The organism is Streptococcus australis, assembly GCF_019930045.1.
Taxonomy (GTDB): Bacteria; Bacillota; Bacilli; order Lactobacillales; family Streptococcaceae; genus Streptococcus; species Streptococcus australis_D.
Genome location: NZ_JAHZQQ010000039.1, coordinates 1 through 19,472, shown reverse-complemented (window position 1 = coordinate 19,472; position 19,472 = coordinate 1). Strand labels below are relative to the sequence as shown.

At 39.9% G+C, this 19,472-nt stretch carries 22 protein-coding genes; 19 read left to right on the top strand and 3 right to left on the bottom strand.

What is annotated here, in order from left to right:
• The first annotated feature begins 343 nt into the window (after window positions 1–343).
• The 4 genes from K1J10_RS07870 to K1J10_RS07860 all read left to right on the top strand — a co-directional run bounded on the left by K1J10_RS07870 (window position 344) and on the right by K1J10_RS07860 (window position 1,840).
• The gene (locus K1J10_RS07870; protein WP_002911684.1) at window positions 344–958 is read left to right on the top strand and encodes a CadD family cadmium resistance transporter; all 615 of its coding nucleotides are present in this window, start codon (window positions 344–346) and stop codon (window positions 956–958) included.
• A gap of 11 nt (window positions 959–969) precedes the next feature.
• On the top strand, window positions 970–1,308 hold the full coding sequence (gene cadX / locus K1J10_RS07865; RefSeq protein ID WP_000711078.1) for a Cd(II)/Zn(II)-sensing metalloregulatory transcriptional regulator CadX: 339 nt from the start codon (window positions 970–972) through the stop codon (window positions 1,306–1,308).
• Window positions 1,309–1,351: 43 nt separating this feature from the next.
• On the top strand, window positions 1,352–1,486 hold the full coding sequence (locus K1J10_RS10735) for a hypothetical protein (protein WP_002889641.1): 135 nt from the start codon (window positions 1,352–1,354) through the stop codon (window positions 1,484–1,486).
• A gap of 69 nt (window positions 1,487–1,555) precedes the next feature.
• Window positions 1,556–1,840, top strand: coding sequence for a hypothetical protein (locus tag K1J10_RS07860; RefSeq protein ID WP_223356620.1), 285 nt, complete (start codon window positions 1,556–1,558; stop codon window positions 1,838–1,840).
• Window positions 1,841–2,262: 422 nt separating this feature from the next.
• On the opposite strand, the gene K1J10_RS07855 is transcribed toward K1J10_RS07860, so the two are convergent.
• A complete protein-coding gene (locus K1J10_RS07855) occupies window positions 2,263–3,141 on the bottom strand; it encodes a LysR family transcriptional regulator (protein WP_223356618.1) in 879 nt (292 codons plus the stop codon).
• A gap of 125 nt (window positions 3,142–3,266) precedes the next feature.
• The gene (locus tag K1J10_RS07850; RefSeq protein ID WP_061455764.1) at window positions 3,267–3,617 is read right to left on the bottom strand and encodes a helix-turn-helix domain-containing protein; all 351 of its coding nucleotides are present in this window, start codon (window positions 3,615–3,617) and stop codon (window positions 3,267–3,269) included.
• Between the two features lie 358 nt (window positions 3,618–3,975).
• Here K1J10_RS07850 and K1J10_RS07845 point away from each other — a divergent pair, with 358 nt between their 5' ends.
• Both K1J10_RS07845 and K1J10_RS07840 read left to right on the top strand, forming a co-directional pair.
• Window positions 3,976–5,601 (top strand): malolactic enzyme, encoded by a 1,626-nt coding sequence (locus tag K1J10_RS07845; RefSeq protein WP_223356615.1) that lies wholly within the window; start codon window positions 3,976–3,978, stop codon window positions 5,599–5,601.
• A 77-nt stretch (window positions 5,602–5,678) separates the two neighbouring features.
• Complete coding sequence (locus K1J10_RS07840) at window positions 5,679–6,626, top strand: AEC family transporter (protein WP_223356614.1); 948 nt, start codon at window positions 5,679–5,681, stop codon at window positions 6,624–6,626.
• A 348-nt stretch (window positions 6,627–6,974) separates the two neighbouring features.
• Here K1J10_RS07840 and K1J10_RS07835 read toward each other — a convergent pair whose 3' ends face one another.
• On the bottom strand, window positions 6,975–7,178 hold the full coding sequence (locus K1J10_RS07835; protein ID WP_061564347.1) for a CsbD family protein: 204 nt from the start codon (window positions 7,176–7,178) through the stop codon (window positions 6,975–6,977).
• A gap of 480 nt (window positions 7,179–7,658) precedes the next feature.
• Here K1J10_RS07835 and K1J10_RS07830 point away from each other — a divergent pair, with 480 nt between their 5' ends.
• From K1J10_RS07830 to dnaJ, 13 genes are all read left to right on the top strand, one after another.
• Entirely contained in the window at window positions 7,659–7,844 is a 186-nt protein-coding gene (locus K1J10_RS07830) for a hypothetical protein (RefSeq protein WP_223356612.1), read from the top strand.
• A 39-nt stretch (window positions 7,845–7,883) separates the two neighbouring features.
• Window positions 7,884–8,591 carry a CPBP family intramembrane glutamic endopeptidase gene (locus tag K1J10_RS07825; RefSeq protein ID WP_223356609.1) on the top strand — a complete coding sequence of 236 codons (708 nt, stop codon included), beginning with the start codon at window positions 7,884–7,886 and terminating at the stop codon, window positions 8,589–8,591.
• A 115-nt stretch (window positions 8,592–8,706) separates the two neighbouring features.
• Window positions 8,707–9,309 (top strand): rhomboid family intramembrane serine protease, encoded by a 603-nt coding sequence (locus K1J10_RS07820; protein ID WP_223356607.1) that lies wholly within the window; start codon window positions 8,707–8,709, stop codon window positions 9,307–9,309.
• Between the two features lie 149 nt (window positions 9,310–9,458).
• Complete coding sequence (locus tag K1J10_RS07815; RefSeq protein WP_003004214.1) at window positions 9,459–9,725, top strand: ACT domain-containing protein; 267 nt, start codon at window positions 9,459–9,461, stop codon at window positions 9,723–9,725.
• Window positions 9,726–9,743: 18 nt separating this feature from the next.
• Window positions 9,744–11,081 carry a PFL family protein gene (locus K1J10_RS07810; protein WP_135782814.1) on the top strand — a complete coding sequence of 446 codons (1,338 nt, stop codon included), beginning with the start codon at window positions 9,744–9,746 and terminating at the stop codon, window positions 11,079–11,081.
• Window positions 11,082–11,214: 133 nt separating this feature from the next.
• Window positions 11,215–11,931: a histidine phosphatase family protein gene (locus K1J10_RS07805; protein ID WP_223356605.1), complete on the top strand. Its 717-nt coding sequence runs from the start codon at window positions 11,215–11,217 to the stop codon at window positions 11,929–11,931.
• A gap of 41 nt (window positions 11,932–11,972) precedes the next feature.
• Window positions 11,973–12,671: a histidine phosphatase family protein gene (locus K1J10_RS07800; protein ID WP_223356603.1), complete on the top strand. Its 699-nt coding sequence runs from the start codon at window positions 11,973–11,975 to the stop codon at window positions 12,669–12,671.
• Window positions 12,664–13,437 (top strand): M15 family metallopeptidase, encoded by a 774-nt coding sequence (locus K1J10_RS07795; protein ID WP_223356601.1) that lies wholly within the window; start codon window positions 12,664–12,666, stop codon window positions 13,435–13,437. The genes K1J10_RS07800 and K1J10_RS07795 overlap by 8 nt, the downstream gene beginning before the upstream one ends.
• A 168-nt stretch (window positions 13,438–13,605) precedes the next feature.
• On the top strand, window positions 13,606–14,640 hold the full coding sequence (hrcA, locus tag K1J10_RS07790; protein WP_045759110.1) for a heat-inducible transcriptional repressor HrcA: 1,035 nt from the start codon (window positions 13,606–13,608) through the stop codon (window positions 14,638–14,640).
• A 24-nt stretch (window positions 14,641–14,664) separates the two neighbouring features.
• Window positions 14,665–15,186 (top strand): nucleotide exchange factor GrpE, encoded by a 522-nt coding sequence (grpE, locus tag K1J10_RS07785; RefSeq protein WP_045768727.1) that lies wholly within the window; start codon window positions 14,665–14,667, stop codon window positions 15,184–15,186.
• 242 nt (window positions 15,187–15,428) lie between these two features.
• Window positions 15,429–17,252, top strand: coding sequence for a molecular chaperone DnaK (gene dnaK, locus K1J10_RS07780; protein WP_223356598.1), 1,824 nt, complete (start codon window positions 15,429–15,431; stop codon window positions 17,250–17,252).
• 208 nt (window positions 17,253–17,460) lie between these two features.
• Complete coding sequence (locus tag K1J10_RS07775) at window positions 17,461–18,093, top strand: DJ-1/PfpI family protein (RefSeq protein WP_223356596.1); 633 nt, start codon at window positions 17,461–17,463, stop codon at window positions 18,091–18,093.
• Between the two features lie 158 nt (window positions 18,094–18,251).
• A complete protein-coding gene (gene dnaJ / locus K1J10_RS07770; protein WP_223356594.1) occupies window positions 18,252–19,397 on the top strand; it encodes a molecular chaperone DnaJ in 1,146 nt (381 codons plus the stop codon).
• Window positions 19,398–19,472 lie beyond the last annotated feature (75 nt).

Sequence of the window (19,472 nt, the reverse complement as noted above, 5' to 3'; positions counted from 1 at the left end):
TAGTAAATGTGTTGCAACTCTACTATACAGGATTTATTCCTTTTTGTGTTTACACAACTTATTGTACACTACCTAATGAAGTGATTATTGATAAAAATAGTTAATAATTGGTTAAACAAAATATATAACTCGTTTATAAATTTATAGAAATGAACCATTATAAATCTCCTCTTAAATATTGAAAAAACCATTGGCAGTGGACATACTTTAAGACTATATATTTCTGAAACTAGTTTCACAATACAAATATTGACATGCAATTATTAATTGGTGGATTTTAAGTTGACATCTACAAAGGTTAATGTTAGAATACATTCAAAAATATATTTGAATGAGGTGTTTTATGATTCAAAATATTGTTACTTCAATAATCCTGTATTCTGGGACAGCCGTAGACTTACTTATTATCCTAATGTTATTTTTTGCCAAAAGAAAAAGCAGAAAGGACATCATTAACATCTATTTAGGACAATTTCTAGGCTCTGTTAGTCTAATATTCCTAAGTTTGCTTTTTGCATTTGTCTTAAATTATATTCCTAGTAAAGAGATTTTAGGTTTACTCGGTTTGATTCCAATTTTCCTAGGCCTCAAAGTTTTGCTTTTAGGAGATTCTGATGGAGAAGCTATTGCAAAAGATGGTTTGCGAAAAGACAATAAAAACCTGATTTTTCTAGTCGCTATGATTACTTTTGCAAGTTGTGGCGCTGACAATATTGGTGTCTTTGTCCCATATTTTACCACCTTAAATTTAGCGAATTTGATAGTGACTTTACTTACTTTTCTAGTCATGATTTATCTCTTGGTTTTTTCTGCCCAAAAATTAGCACAAGTCCCTTCTGTTGGAGAAACTTTGGAAAAATATAGCAGATGGTTTATTGCCGTTGTCTATTTAGGATTGGGGATGTATATCCTGATTGAAAACAACAGCTTTGACATGCTATGGGCTGTGTTAGGCTAGGAGAAAAAATTATGAAAAAAGATAGTATCTGTCAAGTGGATGTTATAAATCAACAAAATGTTACAACCGCAACGAACTACCTTGAAAAGGAAAAAGTCCAAAAATCACTTCGCATTTTATCAAAATTTACCGATAATAAACAGATAAATATCATCTTTTATCTCCTTGCCGTCGAAGAACTCTGTGTCTGCGATATAGCCTGTTTATTAAATCTCAGTATGGCATCTGCCTCCCACCATCTTCGTAAACTAGCCAATCAAAACATCTTGGACACTAGAAGAGAGGGGAAAATTATATATTATTTTATAAAAGATGAGGAAATCAGAGATTTTTTTAATCAACTAGGATAACAACTACTTTTACTACTTTTCCATGATTATAGGGAGATTATATATGAAATTTTTTGATGAAAATTACTCACAAGAAATACCTACTCGTATCAAATGTTTAAGAAAAAAGTATAATTTAAAGCAAAGCGACCTAGGTAATGCAGGTCAAGTTAGCCAAGTTGAAAAGGGAGGAATTTGAAAGGATTTGTATCTTTTATTTTTTGTTTCATTTATGCCCTATGCTACTGGAATAGTTAGTAGTCATTTCATGAATCATACGGCACAGCTCTTTTATGGACTGATCGTTATTGTTTCAACGGTAGTAAACTGGTTTTTACATAAAGTAATTGATAAACCCAATATAGATCAGAAAGAATTACTTGAAGCTACCGCACAATATAGGAAGTTATTGATACCTGACCTAATAATTAAAGGAGTGGGATTGATTCTATACTTAATTCTCTATCCTCCGATTATGATGTATAGTGTTTTAATTGCGGCATTTTACATCATAACTTTAAAAACACTATCCGAAAAAAGAGTGAATAACTAAAAAACGGTGACCAAAGTTAGGTGTATTATTTTAATGCTTAGAGACCTAAACTATTCCCCTATTTATAATCTATTGATTCATATTTTATGAAATTAATCAGTAGATATCGTTCTGAAAAACCTTGATAATACGCTGTTTTTAGTCCAACTGAACCCCATACTTTCCAAACCAGGTCTTAAGAAGGCTCGTAAAGCATTACAATTTAGTAAACGTTAAAACTTATTTACACTTATTGAAAGCATTTCGTATCGAATATACGGGATGCTTTTTTGATACCTTGAGATTGATAATTAGGAATCTCGTTGAATGGTATCGGGAAAATGAAAAGATTCGTCGATAATATCCTATTTCTTCGTGCTTTAGTCTAATACCTATAATGTAAAAAACTCTAGCTATCAGGTAGTTGATAGTTAGAGTTTTTTCTATTCATATGATTTAATGAGATTAAATAAGGCCTCTACTTCTGATGACGGTGTGGCTGATTTGAGATAAGCGTAGTAAACTGTAAATGTAATCTGGTCCTTCGATATTAGAGGGATTTTTATTAAATCATCATCTTCAACAGAAAGTGCGATATCAGCCAGTAAACTAACGCCAATCCCTTTCTTTAAAAGTTCTTTAAGAATGACAATGTCATCAGTCTTAAAGAATATTTCTGCCTTGTTTTGGTACTTCTGATTAAGCAGTTCAAAAGCTTTCAGGTGAACAAAGTGTTCGTCTAAAAGTATAAAGGATTGATTTACTAAATCTTCAAAAGTGAGGGAAGGAGCAGTAGCAAGAGGATGGTTCTTAGATAAAACGACATACAGTTCTTTATGAAAGAGTTCATGTGTCTCTATTGAAGGATGATTGAGTGGTTCAATCAAGCCGAGTAGGCTTGCATCAAGGTCTCCCTTGAGGAGAAGATTTAATAACTCTACGGAGCCACCGCGGATAGGGCGTACCTTTTTTAAAAAATCGAATTTATCTTTTTCGTTTAAGGCAGCAAAGAGATACTGAATGATAATAGGAGGGAATCCTACAGTAGAGTATTGTGCCAAGGAGCGATTAATTTCTTTGCGAGTAGAAATAACCTCAGATAAGATCTTTTCTGTATGCTTTAGAAGGATTTGCCCTTGAGGAGTGAGTTTGAAGGAACGATGTGAAGGATCATGGTGAATCAATTTGCAATTAAAAGATTCCTCTAAGCGCTTGATGGCATAAGAAATAGATGGTTGACTGACTTTATGTAGTTTTGCTACTTCCGTATAGGATTGAAGCTGGCAGAGGTCATAAAAATATTGTAGATCTTTTAAATTCATATGGGCTCACTTTCATTAATTGGAGAAAAAATAAGTGGAAATCACCAGATAAATAAATTTTATCCGTATCCTACAATTTGACTATACGATTATTTGCTGGTTAAAATGTAAGTGAGTCAGGAATCTCAAAGATTATCTAAGATACTTTCAAAAATGACCAACATCTTTTCTCGTTTATCAATAGGGAGCTGTTTAATCTTCATGTTGATTCTTTTGAGTGAAAGACTGTCAGTCTTATCAGAGGTTGATTCAAGACTATCAAAATTGAAAAATTCCTCTGGGGTCATCTCTAGGGCATCAATCACTTTTTCAAGACTGTGAATGGTCAGATTCACATTTTGGTTTTCGAGTTGGTTGATATACTTAAGCCCAAGTCCCGCTTGTTCCGAAAGTTCTTCCTGGCTCATTTTGTTTTGTGTTCGAAAATATTTCACTTTTTGGGAAATATAGTGTTGTAAATAGTTTTTAGTTGTCATATAAATAGAATACAAGTTTTGCATGACAAAAAAACACATTAAAAAGCACAAAGTATTGTTTAAGGAACTTATGTGATATTAATTTTAATCAGGGTTGCCAATTTGTATGATTATTTTGCTATACTTGAAACTTTTAGGAAAGAGTGATCATCGAGAGTTTCATGAGTTCAGGACTTTATAAAATTTAACAACTTGAAGTATCATCAATAATAGTGTTTTAAGTAAAAAAGAGCTTATTAGAAAATTGTTCTCGTAGACTCATTATAACATATACGTACATAATCGTATTTTTTAAACGACAAAGTTTTCCAAACAATTCATTTAAGTAGTATAATAGAAGTAAAAAGGAGGTTGCACTATGACTGCACATGATATTTTAAACAATCCTTTCCTTAATAAGGGAACTGCCTTTACCTTAGAGGAGCGAAAGGAACTAGGCCTTATTGGTTTACTGCCACCGTATGTTCAAACGATTGAAGAACAAGCGGCGCAAACTTATGCACAAATGCAAACAAAAGCCAATGATTTGGAAAAGCGTCTTTTCCTAATGGAAATTTTTAATACCAACAGGACTCTTTTCTATTACCTCTTTTCTCAACATTTGGAGGAATTCAATCCAATTGTATACGATCCAACCATTGCAGATACCATTGAAGGCTATAGTGACCTCTTTGTAGATCCCCAATATGCGGGATATCTTGATATCAATCATCCTGAAAATATTGAAGCCACTTTGAAAAATGCTGCTGGGGATCGCGAGATTCGTCTCATTGTTGTAACAGATGCAGAAGGAATCCTTGGAATCGGTGACTGGGGAACAAATGGTGTCGATATTTCTGTTGGGAAATTGATGGTCTACACGGGTGCTGCTGGAATCGATCCTTCTATGGTTCTTCCTTTAGTCATTGATGCAGGGACTAACCGTGAAGAACTTCGTAACAACCCTAATTACTTAGGAAATCGTCACGAACGGGTTCGCGGTGATCGTTACTACGACTTCATTGACCAATTTGTTCAAACAGCAGAACGTCTCTTTCCTAAACTCTACCTTCACTGGGAAGACTTCGGCCGCTCGAATGCTGCCAATATTCTTGAGAAATACCGGAAACAAATTCCAACTTTTAATGATGACATTCAAGGTACAGGAATCGTTACCTTAGGTGGTATCTTTGGTTCACTGGATATTAGTGGTGAAAAATTAACAGATCAAGTTTATCTCTGCTATGGTGGTGGTACTGCGGGCGCAGGAATTGCCTCTCGTGTTCTTCGTGAAATGGTGAGTGAAGGTCTTTCTGAAGAAGAAGCCTATAAACGTTTCTTTATGGTTGATAAACAAGGTCTTCTCTTTGATGACATGGATGACCTAACTCCTGAACAAAAACCGTTTGCTAAGAAACGTGCTGACTTTAGTAACGCAGACAAGTTGACTGACCTGCTTGAAGTAGTGAAGACTGTGAAGCCAACCATTCTTGTAGGAACTTCAACACAACCTAATACCTTCACTAAAGAAATAGTAGAAGCTATGTGTGAAAATACAGATCGTCCGATGATTTTCCCTTTGTCAAATCCAACCAAACTAGCAGAAGCTAGTGCCAAAGATTTGATTGAATGGTCAGATGGCAAAGCTTTTGTCGCAACAGGAATTCCTGCTGATACAGTTTCTTATAAAGGTGTCGACTATGTGATTGGTCAAGCCAATAATGCCTTGATTTACCCAGGTCTTGGTCTAGGTATGCTGGCTTCTGAAGCAAGTCTTTTGACTGATGAAATGATTGGAGCAGCGGCTCATTCATTGAGTGGTATTGTCAATCCAGGCCAACCAGGAGCTCCTGTCTTGCCACCATTCAAGTATGTAGCGGATGTTTCTATTAAAGTAGCAGAAGCAGTCGCTAAAAAAGCACAAGAGCAAGGTCTTGCGCATGCTAAGGAAACAGATATGGCCAAAGCAGTTCGTGATTTGAAGTGGTATCCAGAGTATAAATAATTCACTGCTGCTGCCTATCCTTCGCTAGCGACAGATTTGTATGGGCTGTGGACTTAAGTAATTTAGAAAGGATACCTATGTCACTCTTTTTAACCTCGATTACGAGTATCATTCCGATTATCGCTATCATTGTTTTGGGGTATATTCTTCAGGTGAAGGGATGGTTTGGAGATGACTTTGGACCTAACCTGTCTCGTTTGATCATGAATGTAGCCTTGCCAGCGTCAATCTTTGTGTCGGTGATGAAATACCTGACACTAGATAAACTAATTAGTCTTTCTGGAGGTCTCCTTTATACATTTGTGGCCTTTATCTTGGGCTATATCGTAGCTTATATTGCAGTTGTGCTTTTCAAGGTTCGTCCAGGACGGCGAGGAACCATGATTAATACCTTTGTGAATGCCAATACTATTTTTATTGGTTTACCTTTAAACGTTGCTCTTTTTGGGGATCAGGCTCTTCCTTATTTCTTAATTTACTATATTACCAACACGATTTCCACCTGGACATTGGGCGTGTATTTGATGACGAGTGATAGTAAATCGGGCCAAAGCAAGAAGACAAGTAAATTTGACTGGAAGAAATTGCTACCAGCTCCGCTTGTAGGTTTTCTTGTGGCTCTACTATTTTTGATTCTTCGAATCTCTATTCCAGATTTCGCAACGAATACCTTAACCTATGTTGGAAATATCGTCACTCCCCTATCTCTGATTTATATTGGTATCGTTCTTGCAAAGGCAGGCTTGAATACTATTACTTTTGATAAAGATACAATTGTCACTTTAGTTGGACGCTTTATTCTAGCTCCTCTAATCATGCTTCTTGTATTGAAGTTCTTTGCACCAAATATGGCGACAGTAGAATTTAAGACCTTTATGATTCAGTCCGCTACACCAGCTTTAGCTGTTCTTCCAATCCTTGCTAATCAGGGAAAAGGAGATGTGGAATTCTCTACGAATGTGGTGACTCTAAGTACGGTTCTATTTATCGTTGTTATTCCAATATTACAAACTTTGTTAGGATAAGAAGGAAGAGGATAGGATTGGAAGTTTTGCGTTAAGAAATTTCACTATTTTAAATACATAAATTTTTATTTATTGAAATCGAAATCAGAAGAAACTCTTCTGATGGCTGCTATTGAGCGCTTTTGATATGTCCTAAAAGCCAGACTGTTCAAACTAGTCTTGAAAAAAGCTCGTAAAGCATCACAATTTAGTAAACGTTCTTCGAAAGAACTACAATATTTACAAAAAGCACCTTTTTGGGTGTTCTTTTTGTATACCGGAACTGAATTAGAAATAAACAAAAAACCACCCTATCTTCCACAGTCAAACGTGACGGTAGAAAATAGAGCGATTCCAGAATGTTAAAAATTAGTTATCGTCTTTGTGAAGGATATTCTTCACGCCCTTGATAGCTCCTTCAACAGCTTCTTTTGCATCTTCAGCAACTTCTTTAGCTTTTGATGCAACTTTTTCAGCAACGCCTTCAGCTTCTGTTTTTGTGTCGCCGGTTACTTTACCGAGACCTTCTTTAACAGAACCTTTAACTTGGTTTAATTTATCTTCTAATGACATAGCGCCACCTCCGTTAAGTAAATAATTTTTTAATCTGAATTCAAGACAGTTCATTTTAAAAATTAAAACTATTTAGTTCAGATTAATATAAGTATATACCCTCTGAAATGGAAAGTCAAATATTCGCTACGGTATTCTGAAAGTTGGAGTGAGTCCTTACGATATCGTGAAAAAGAGGGATGAATAAGTTACTGCCTTGTTTTCTAATTGAAAAAACTTCAGTTTTCAGCTACTTCAAAGCAAAATCGTCCAGATGATTAAGGGATAATATATTGTAGAATCGTCAGGCTAGAAAATCTAAACGGTTGTTTTCTCCTATCAAAGCGGAGTAAATAACAAAAGAAGATGCCACTTTCTGTTCAAAAAGGTACAATTTAGGAGTTTGTTGATTTAAAGATTTTTTCGTGTGCTATACTAAAATTGTCAAAGTTGCAACTAGACAGTATTTTTTAATCTAATAAATATAAGGAGGTATTCATAATGAATACAAAGATATTGGAACAATTTGATGGTTTAGATAGCGAATTTCTTTCAACAGTAGCAGGTGGTGCGATTTTTAATACTATATATATGGGGCCACCCCCAGTTTCAGGTGGTCCGAATGGCTGGGAATATTTCCGTAAGTTGATTGGGCCACTTGAAATGCGAAGTTTCTTCGCAATTTAATGAGTATCGGCTAAAAATTTTTTGTTGGTGGAGGATGATATGAAATATGCCAAACATGGAGTCGCTTTACTGTTCCTGTTATATTTATTTGTTTTTGGGATCGAAGGCCTTGGTATCTACCTAACTGGAGTTTTCAATGGTGATGTAAGTTTTCTTTATTTCATCTATTTGATTTTCTACTCTTTGCTTCTCATTGGCATTTTATTGTGGTTCAAAAGACAGAAGATAGTCGTCCGTTCCAATATACAGAAATGGAAGTGGTCCTATCTGGGGTATTTTGCTCTGGTGCTCTTGTGGTTCTTTTTTGAAAGATGGGTGCTGCAAACGTTTCAAGATTTACTGGTTCCTGTCGTTCGTCAAACCAAATTGCCATCTTCTATCTATCTAAATGGCCCTGGTATTTCGGGTACTTTGTTTTTTGTTCTGGCAACCATTATATCTCCTATGATAGAAGAATTTATTTTTAGAGGATATCTGATGAATGTCTTCTTTAAAGAGAGTAAATTTCATTTAGACGTTTTGCTTTCGGGCTTTCTCTTTGCGGCCTTTCATCTGATCCATCAATATCGGGACCCAGTCACCTTTATTCTTTATTTCTGTTCAGGGCTCTTCTTGGCAGCTGTCTACAAGAAGCATAAAGATATCCGTTTACCGATTTTCTTACATGCCTTTAGCAACTTTCTGACTTTTTGGAAACCAATCTGGATTTTCATCTACAACTATATCTACTGGCATTTTCTTGTTTAATATCTATTGTCTTTGAAGTGGGCATAAAATGGGAAATTAGAAATCGGAGTGTAGTATAATAGACATAGATGATGAACTGCAAAAATTAGAAGTATAATAGAAGAGAATTATCAACATGAAAAACATCCTCAAAACCTACCCAGTTGTCAGTACTTTAACTTTCATTTGTTTATTGTTAGGAATTCTCACTTCTATTTATGGGAATGCTATGTACGACCTATTGGCCTTTCATTCAAAACCGGTTTATTATTGGCAGTATATGAGTGGAACCTTGATGCATGGAAGTAAAGGAGCCCCCCTCTGGTTTTTATGGGTCCACCTATTTTTAAATGGGCTCATGATTCTACCTTTTGGCGGACTACTGGAAAGGAAAAGAGGGTCCAAACATGTCTTACTTGTTTTTGTTACCGCGACAGTCATCTCTTCCATCGCCTTTCACTCCTTAACACAGGGGCAAAAAATTCAGGCGACGGGGATTTCTGCGGTTGGCTATGCTTTTATAACTGGAGGAGTCATACTTTTACCGAATATTTGGAAAGAATTTTCATGCACCGTAAAACTGTATTATCTTTTCTTAATCCTTCTAGCTAGCTTGATGCTTTTACCAATGATCACCGGATGGATCTCGACTTGGCTGCATCTGTCGGGGATTGCTAGTTACCTTTTGGTTTTATCTTCAGCCACTATCTTAAGAAAAAATGCTTTAGTGATCCGTTGATTGATCATGATATTGAGATTTACAGGCATTCAAGAGATTCTCTTGGATGTCTTCTTTTTGTTTGTAAAACTGAACCTTTTCTAAAACATTTAAGCGATTTTAAGGGGAATGTGCTACAATGGAAGCAATAGATAGAATGGAGCAGTGAAATGAAAGCAATTATTACAGTCGTCGGAAAAGACCAAAAAGGAATCGTAGCAGGTGTTGCGACTAAGGTGGCAGAGTTGGGACTCAATATCGATGATATCTCTCAAACGGTATTGGATGAGTACTTCACCATGATGGCAGTCGTATCATCGGATGAGAAAAAAGATTTTACCCAGCTTCGTTCAGAATTAGAAGAATTCGGTCAGTCTCTTCATGTCAAAATCAATATCCAGAGCGCAGCCATTTTTGATGCCATGCACAATTTGTAAGATAGGGGTTGAGAATTTATGGACATTAGACAGGTAACAGAAACCATTGCTATGATTGAGGAGCAGAACTTTGACGTTCGGACTATCACTATGGGCATCTCCCTTCTAGATTGTATTGATCCAGATATTGATAAGGCGGCAGAAAAAATCTACCAGAAGATTGTGACAAAGGCCAAGGACTTAGTAGCTGTTGGGGATGAGATTGCAGCAGAACTCGGCATCCCGATTGTGAACAAGCGGGTTTCGGTCACTCCGATTTCTATTATCGGGGCAGCAACCAATGCGACAGATTATGTGCCCTTTGCCAAGGCGTTGGATCGTGCGGCTAAAGAGATCGGAATTAACTTTATCGGTGGCTTCTCAGCCCTGGTTCAAAAAGGCTACCAAAAGGGGGATGAAATCCTCATCAATTCTATTCCTCGTGCCCTAGCAGAGACGGATTTTGTCTGCTCTTCAGTCAATATCGGATCGACCAAGACGGGGATCAATATGACCGCTGTCCGAGACATGGGCCGTATCATTAAAGAAGCTTCCCAAGCAGATCCAATGGGACCAGGGAAACTCGTTGTCTTTGCCAATGCAGTAGAGGACAATCCTTTTATGGCGGGTGCCTTCCACGGTGTTGGTGAAGCGGATGTTGTCATCAACGTTGGGGTTTCCGGACCTGGTGTCGTCCAACGGGCGATTGAAAAAGTTTCTGGCGCAAGCTTTGATGTCTTGGCTGAAACCGTTAAAAAGACAGCTTTCAAGATTACTCGTGTCGGGCAACTGGTTGGTCAAATGGCTAGTGAACGTCTCGGTGTTGAGTTTGGTATTGTCGACTTGTCTCTCGCGCCAACACCAGCTGTTGGGGATTCGGTTGCCCGTGTCCTTGAGGCTATGGGGCTTGAAGTAGTAGGAACCCATGGAACTACTGCAGCGCTCGCTCTGCTCAATGACCAAGTGAAAAAAGGCGGCATCATGGCTTGTAACCAAGTCGGTGGTTTGTCAGGTGCCTTCATTCCGGTCTCAGAAGATGAGGGGATGATTGCGGCAGTCCAGTCAGGTCATATCAACCTGGAAAAATTGGAAGCCATGACAGCCATTTGTTCAGTCGGTCTGGATATGATTGCCATTCCAGCTGATACTCCAGCTACGACGATTGCGGCTATGATTGCCGATGAAGCAGCTATCGGAGTGATCAACCAAAAGACAACAGCGGTTCGGATTATTCCTTATGGAGAAGAAGGCGATATGTTAGAGCTTGGAGGACTTCTTGGGTCTGCTCCAGTGATGAAGGTCAACAAGGCTTCGTCAGCTGACTTTATTGCCCGTGGTGGTCAAATTCCGGCCCCAGTTCATAGTTTTAAAAATTAAAAAATGGCCCTGGCGCATGATGTTTGCTCAGGGCTTTTAATGTTGACCAAGGTAGTGAAAGTGAATCTAGTGGTCATCGTTGCCAGTTTCCTTATAAAAAATGATATAATAGAAGAACGTAAAAGGAGATTACATGGCGAAAACAAGATTATTTATTATTCGGCATGGAAAAACCATGTTTAATACGATAGGTCGTGCCCAAGGTTGGTCGGATACGCCTTTAACTGCTCAAGGAGAAGAAGGTATCCGTGAATTGGGGGTTGGTTTGAGAGAATCTGGTTTGGACTTTGTCCGTGCTGTTTCCAGCGATTCAGGTCGCGCCATTCAAACCATGGGAATTGTTTTAGACGAGCTTGGGCTCAAAGATCAGATTCCTTATACTTTCAACAAAAAGATCCGGGAATGGTGTTTTGGAAGTTTTGATGGCGCCTATGGAGGAGAGCTTTTTCGTGGAGTCGTTCCCCGTGTTCTGGATATAGAAGACTACAAGAAACTCACCCTGGAAGAGCTGGCGAATGGGATTTACCAAGTGGATACAGCAGGCTGGGCTGAACCGTGGGATGTGTTGAAAAAACGCATTGTAGATGGTTTTGAAGAGATTGCTAAAGAAGTCGAAGCCAAGGGTGGTGGAAATGCCCTAATTGTCAGTCATAGCATGACCATCGGTTCCTTTGTGTGCATTTTAAATCCAGAGATAGAGTTGGATCCAAGGGTTGAAAATGGCAGTGTTACCCTGGTAGAATACGAAAATGGACGTTTCTCGATCCAAACCATCGGAGATGAGTCTTATCGCAAGCTGGGTGCTAACTGGTTAGCAACCCACTCAGAAGAACTTGATGTAAAAAAATAAAATACCTTATATAAAAAGATAACAATTGCAGGAGGATAAAAATGGCAAAGACAAAATTGTATATTGCCCGTCATGGAAAAACCATGTTTAATACCATTGGTCGTGCCCAAGGTTGGTCTGATAGCCCTTTGACGGAAGCTGGTGAACGAGGGATTCATGAATTAGGAATTGGTCTACGCCAAGCAGGGATTCAGTTCCAACAAGCCGTGTCCAGTGACTCGGGTCGAACCATTCAAACCATGGGGATTGTGCTAGAAGAATTAGGGTTAACGGGTAAAATTCCTTATCGCTATGATAAGCGTATTCGCGAATGGTGTTTTGGAAGCTTTGATGGAGCCTACGACGGGGAACTCTTTATGGGGGTTCTGCCACGTGTCTTTCGAGTCGATGATTTCCATCATTTAAGCTTAATGGAGTTAGCTGAAGGAATTGTCGAAGTGGATACAGCAGGCTGGGCGGAGTCCTGGGAAACTCTTCGAGATCGAATTTTGGATGGCTTTACGGCGATTGCCAAGGATGTCGAGTCTCAAGGTGGTGGCAATGCCATCGTGGTCAGTCATGGGATGACCATCAGTACCTTGATTTACTTGATTGATCCAAAAGCCTTCAAAGAATTGGTCTTGGACAATGGTAGTGTGACAGTTATTGAGTATGAGGATGGCCAATTTAAATTGGAAGCAGTTGGAGATCTGTCATATCGACAAGTTGGAGCGCAATTGTTAGAGGGAAATCATGACTAAATACAAACTTGCTAAGAAAAGAGAGAGGAAAGTTAGCTGGTTCGTGCTCTGTTGTTTAGGCCTCTGCCTGATCGGAGCAGGAGTGGGTATTTTCTATTTGAAACCTCAATGGCTTCCTATGAACTTTGCTGAAGACAAAAAAGTTGAAACGACTACTCCAAAAAAAGTTGAGAAAAAGGAAGAAAAACCGAAGACTGACCTTCCCCAAGTTTCCACTAAGGATTGGAATTTGGTCTTGATCAATCGGGACAACAAGTTAGCCGAGCTGAACCCTCAGTTAGTCGATGTTGAAGAAATCAAAGTGGATAGTCGGATTGCAGAACAAACCAAACAGTTTCTAGCAGCCGCAAGAGCCATTGCTCCAGAAGAATCCTTGATTTCCGGTTATCGAAGTGTAGAGGAGCAAACAGAGCTTTACAATGAGCGGGTAGCACAATTGGAAGCTACTGGGCTTTCTCATGAAGAAGCAGAGCGTCAGGCACAAGCTCAGGTACAGGTTCCGGGAGCTAGTGAGCACCAGACAGGTCTTGCGATTGATATGAGTGCTCCAAATGGACTGTCCGAAGAGGTGGTGCAACAAATTATTGCCTTGGCGCCACAATATGGGTTTGTTCTCCGTTATCCAGAAGGGAAAAACGCGATCACGGGTGTGGACTATGAAAACTGGCATTTCCGCTACGTCGGTGTAGAAAATGCCCAGTATATGGTCAAGCACCAGCTGGTCTTAGAAGAATATATTCAAAAGCTGAAAGAAGCAGGTTTATAGTTTTTTTTCAGCCTAGTATCGGTCTTAAGAATGATTTTTAGCACTCTTTAAAAAAGAGTGCTAATTTTTTGGATTTTTTTCTTGACTTTCTTTTGAGAGGGTGTATAATAGAATCATGGTTTAGCACTTGAGTGTTTAGAGTGCTAAAAATGAAAGAGAGGTGAGGTCATGGTTACAGAACGTCAAAATGAGATTTTAAATCTTGTCGTCGATATCTTTACCAAGACCCACGAACCGGTCGGTTCAAAAGCACTACAAGATGTCATTCAATCCAGTAGTGCAACCATCCGAAACGACATGGCTGCTCTCGAAAAGCAAGGCTTATTAGAAAAGGCCCATACTTCGAGTGGTCGAATGCCTAGCCGAGCTGGTTTCCAATATTTTGTTCAGAACTCGCTCGATCTAGAGTTGATTGATGAGCAAGATGTCTACCAGGTAGTGAAGGCCTTTGATTTCGAAGCCTTTAAGTTAGACGATATCTTGGATGCTACGGCCAAGTTACTAGCCCAGATGACAGGCTACACTGCAGTGATTCAGGATGTGGAGCCGACACGGCAGCGTTTGACGGGGTTTGAGATTGTTCCATTATCCAACCATGATGCCTTAGCAGTTCTGACCTTGGATGAATCAAAGCCTGTCACCGTACAGTTTGCTATTCCAAAGAATTTCTTAACCAGTGACTTGGAAATCTTCCATCAGCTAGTTCAAGAACGTTTCATTGGAAATACGGTCTTGGATATCCACTACCGCTTGCGGACGGAGATTCCACAGATTGTACAGCGCTATTTCAAAACGACAGACAATGTCTTGGATCTATTCGATTACGTCTTCTCGCAACTGTTTCAAGAACTGGTCTTTGTAGAAGGAAAGGTTTCATCTTTGAGTTATGCCGATCTTCAGACCTATCAGTTCTTAGATAATCCCCAACACGTAGCCTTGGAGTTACGAGGAGGAATGCCGGAAGACCAAATGACCCAGATCCTGGTTGCAGAATCTCAAGAGAAGGCCTTGAAAAATGTGACGGTCATTAGTCACAAGTTCCTGGTTCCTTATCGTGGGATGGCCCTCATGCATGTGATCGGTCCCGTAGAGATGGATTACAGGCGTGTGATTAGCCTGGTCAATGTCATCGGACGGGTATTGGTCATGAAGTTGACGGATTACTACCGTTACCTCAACAGCAACCATTATGAAGTAAATTAAGACCAAATGAAAGGGGTGTATGCCTTGACAGAAGATATCAAAAAAGAAGACGTGAAAGAAGAAGTTGACCAAACAACTGAAGAAGTTGTAGAGGAAAGCAACCAACCTTCTGAGTTAGAAGAAGCACAAGCGCGTGCCGAGGAATTTGAAAACAAATACCTTCGTGCTCATGCAGAGATGCAAAACATTCAGCGCCGTGCTAACGAAGAACGTCAACAATTACAAAAATACCGTAGCCAAGATTTGGCGAAAGCGATCTTACCATCACTGGACAACCTCGAACGTGCCCTTGCCGTCGAAGGATTGACAGATGATGTGAAGAAGGGCTTGGAAATGGTCCAAGAAAGTTTGGTACATGCTCTGAAAGAAGAAGGAATCGAAGAAATTCCAGCGGACGGAGCTTTTGACCATAACTACCACATGGCCATCCAAACCTTACCTGCAGATGACGAACATCCAGCAGACACCATCGCACAAGTCTTCCAAAAAGGCTACAAACTCCATGACCGCATCCTAAGACCGGCTATGGTCGTTGTCTACAACTAGGCTACCTTGTCCGAAACGACACTAAACTATGAAAGAAAGATAAGAAGCAAGCCGGAGGCTTGCAAGGAAGATATTTCCCGCAGTGGTGAAAGTTTCAGTAGCATGTGCTACTGAAACAGGGGATTTTTGAGACAGTAGGCTCAAAAATAAGTGATGAAATCCCAAAGGGAGTTGCTCACGTCCCCACCACTTAAGGGAAGTATCAAAAAGAATAAATAAGATAAACTTAAGGAGAAAAACACATGTCTAAAATTATCGGTATTGACTTAGGTACAACAAACTCAGCAGTTGCAGTTCTTGAAGGAACTGAATCAAAAATCATCGCAAACCCAGAAGGAAACCGTACAACTCCATCTGTAGTTTCTTTCAAAAACGGTGAAATCATCGTTGGTGACGCTGCAAAACGTCAAGCAGTAACAAACCCAGATACAGTGATCTCTATCAAATCTAAAATGGGTACTTCTGAAAAAGTTTCTGCTAACGGTAAAGAATACACTCCACAAGAAATCTCAGCTATGATTCTTCAATACTTGAAAGGTTACGCTGAAGACTACCTTGGTGAAAAAGTAACCAAGGCTGTTATCACAGTTCCAGCTTACTTTAACGATGCTCAACGTCAAGCAACTAAAGACGCTGGTAAAATTGCTGGTCTTGAAGTAGAACGTATCGTCAACGAACCAACTGCAGCAGCCCTTGCATACGGTTTGGACAAGACTGACAAAGAAGAAAAAATCTTGGTATTCGACCTTGGTGGTGGTACATTTGACGTATCTATCCTTGAACTCGGTGACGGTGTCTTTGACGTATTGGCAACTGCAGGGGATAACAAACTCGGTGGTGACGACTTTGACCAAAAAATCATCGACTACTTAGTAGCAGAATTTAAGAAAGAAAATGGTATCGACTTGTCAACAGACAAGATGGCGCTTCAACGTTTGAAAGACGCAGCTGAAAAAGCGAAGAAAGACCTTTCTGGTGTGACTTCAACTCAAATCAGCTTGCCATTCATCACTGCTGGTGAGGCTGGACCTCTTCACTTGGAAATGAACTTGACTCGTGCTAAATTTGACGACTTGACTCGTGACCTTGTAGAACGTACTAAAACTCCAGTTCGTCAAGCCCTTTCAGATGCAGGTTTGAGCTTGTCAGAAATCGACGAAGTCATCCTTGTTGGTGGTTCAACTCGTATCCCTGCCGTTGTTGAAGCTGTTAAGGCTGAAACAGGTAAAGAACCAAACAAATCAGTAAACCCTGACGAAGTAGTTGCGATGGGTGCCGCTATCCAAGGTGGTGTGATCACTGGTGATGTCAAAGACGTTGTCCTTCTTGACGTAACACCATTGTCACTTGGTATCGAAACAATGGGTGGAGTCTTCACAAAACTCATCGACCGCAACACAACTATTCCAACATCTAAATCACAAGTCTTCTCAACTGCAGCGGACAACCAACCAGCCGTTGATATCCACGTTCTTCAAGGTGAACGCCCAATGGCAGCAGATAACAAGACTCTTGGACGCTTCCAATTGACTGATATCCCAGCTGCACCTCGTGGTATCCCACAAATCGAAGTTACATTTGACATCGATAAGAACGGTATCGTATCTGTTAAGGCCAAAGATCTTGGAACTCAAAAAGAACAAACAATCGTTATCCAATCTAACTCAGGTTTGACAGACGAAGAAATCGACCGCATGATGAAAGATGCAGAAGCTAACGCTGAAGCAGATAAGAAACGTAAAGAAGAAGTTGACCTTCGTAACGAAGTAGACCAAGCCATCTTTGCGACTGAAAAGACAATCAAAGAAACTGAAGGTAAAGGCTTCGATGTAGAACGTGATGCTGCACAAGCTGCCCTTGATGAGCTTAAGAAAGCCCAAGAAGACAACAACTTGGACGAAATGAAAGCAAAACTTGAAGCATTGAACGAAAAAGCTCAAGGACTTGCCGTTAAACTCTACGAACAAGCCGCAGCAGCGCAACAAGCCCAAGCAGGAGCAGAAGGCGCACAAGCAACAGGAAACGCAGGCGATGACGTCGTAGACGGAGAGTTTACTGAAAAGTAAAACAATCCAGTGGATTGTTTTAGCGGAACCTCTTGAAATAAAGAAAGGTTCCGAGATTTTAGGATTCCTTTAATCCGAAACTCAATTCAGCCTTACTAGTTCTAAAACAAAGTATAATCGACTTTGTCTTAGAATGTCGTAATGATAGGAAGAAATCCAGAGGTTGCAACCCAGCCTCTGTTTTTCGGTAAAATAGAGGATGTTGCGTATGAAAAAAGTACTTTGCTTGATTTATCCTAATTTTTCTCTTTATGAGATAACTGCTTTAACGAGTACTTTAGCTCTGTCTTTTGACATCACGATTGATTATGTATCTTCGGATGATTCGATAGTGATATCTGAAGATGGCCTGCCTTGTCAACCAACGAAAACACTAGATCAAATCTGTATAGAAGAGTATTCTTGTGTGATTTTGCCAGGAATGGTCAATATAGGGCCTGCCCTACAGGATGAGAAATTGATTTCGTTTTTGAGGGACCTTGGTGAGCAAGATATCCTAATTGCAGCCATTTCTTCAGCGCCTCTTTTATTAGCGAAGGCAGGTCTGTTGAAGGACACGAAATTTACAGGTGGAATTTGGCAAAACTTCTTTGACTATTTTGAATTTCTGCCACGCCAAAATTTCCAACCCAAACTGGTTGTGCAAGATAAACAAATCATTACGGCTATCGGTTTTGCACATCAAGAGTTTGCAAGAAAAGTGATTCTAAGGTTAGGGTTGGCAGAGAATACGGACAACTATTTTAAAGAAAAGAACGAGTATGCAGCAGAGGATTTGATATTTACTCTATCAGACCAAGAGTTTGATCAAGTGAAGCAAAGTATAGAAAATACCCTCTAAAGTTTTACATAAAAATTATAGAAAGGAACAAAGAGTGTTCTCAACTGAACACGGGCTACGGACGGTGCCAAAAAGATAGTTTTTTCTAGGACGCAAGCGTCCGTCGTCAAAAATCCTATTTTGGCTGTGTCCGTTTGACGCCCTTTGTATCTTGAATTATGAACAATACTGAATTTTATGACCGTTTGGGCGTTTCAAAGAATGCATCTCAAGACGAGATCAAGAAAGCCTATCGGAAATTATCTAAAAAATATCACCCAGATATCAACAAGGAGCCTGGTGCTGAGGACAAGTACAAGGAAGTTCAAGAGGCCTATGAGACTTTAAGTGACGAACAAAAGCGGGCGGCTTATGACCAATACGGTGCTGCAGGAGCCAACGGTGGTTTTGGTGGCTTCGGTGGCGGAGCTGGTGGTTTCGGTGGTTTTGATGGCACTGGTTTTGGTGGCTTTGAGGATATTTTCTCAAGCTTCTTTGGAGGTGGCGGTGCAAGTCGCAATCCCAATGCTCCACGTCAGGGAGATGATCTTCAGTACCGCGTAAACCTCAAGTTTGAAGAAGCCATCTTTGGAACTGAAAAGGAAGTGAAGTACCATCGGGAAGCCAGCTGTCGGACATGTGATGGAAGTGGTGCTAAGCCAGGAACAAGTCCCGTAACTTGTGGACGCTGTCATGGTTCGGGGGTGATCAATGTGGATACGCAAACCCCTCTAGGAATGATGCGCCGTCAGGTAACCTGTGATGTCTGTCATGGTCGAGGAAAAGAAATCAAAGATCCTTGTACAACCTGTCATGGGACTGGTCACGAGAAGCAAGCCCACAGTGTCAATGTGAAAATCCCAGCTGGGGTCGAAACAGGGCAACAAATTCGCCTCTCTGGTCAAGGAGAAGCTGGCTTTAATGGAGGGCCATACGGAGATCTCTATGTGGTGGTCAACGTTGAGCCGAGCGACAAATTTGAGCGTGATGGATCAACCATTTACTATAAATTGAACTTGAACGTTGTTCAGGCTGCTCTTGGAGATACGGTTCATGTACCAACGGTTCATGGGGATGTTGACTTGGTCATCCCAGAAGGAACCCAGACTGGTAAGAAATTCCGCCTCCGTGGCAAGGGAGCACCAAGCTTGCGTGGTGGCTCTGTAGGAGATCAATATGTATCTGTTAATGTGGTGACACCTACAGGTCTAAATGACAAGCAAAAAGAAGCCCTTCGTGCATTTGCGGAAGCAAGTGATTTGAAGGTCAACCCAAAGAAAAAAGGTTTCTTTGATAAGGTCAAAGATGCCTTGGATGATTTATAAAGATAAATTGTAAAATATAGTGCAACAAAAAAACTCATAGCGTTTCATTGGGGTAAACTGTAAGTATTCACACAA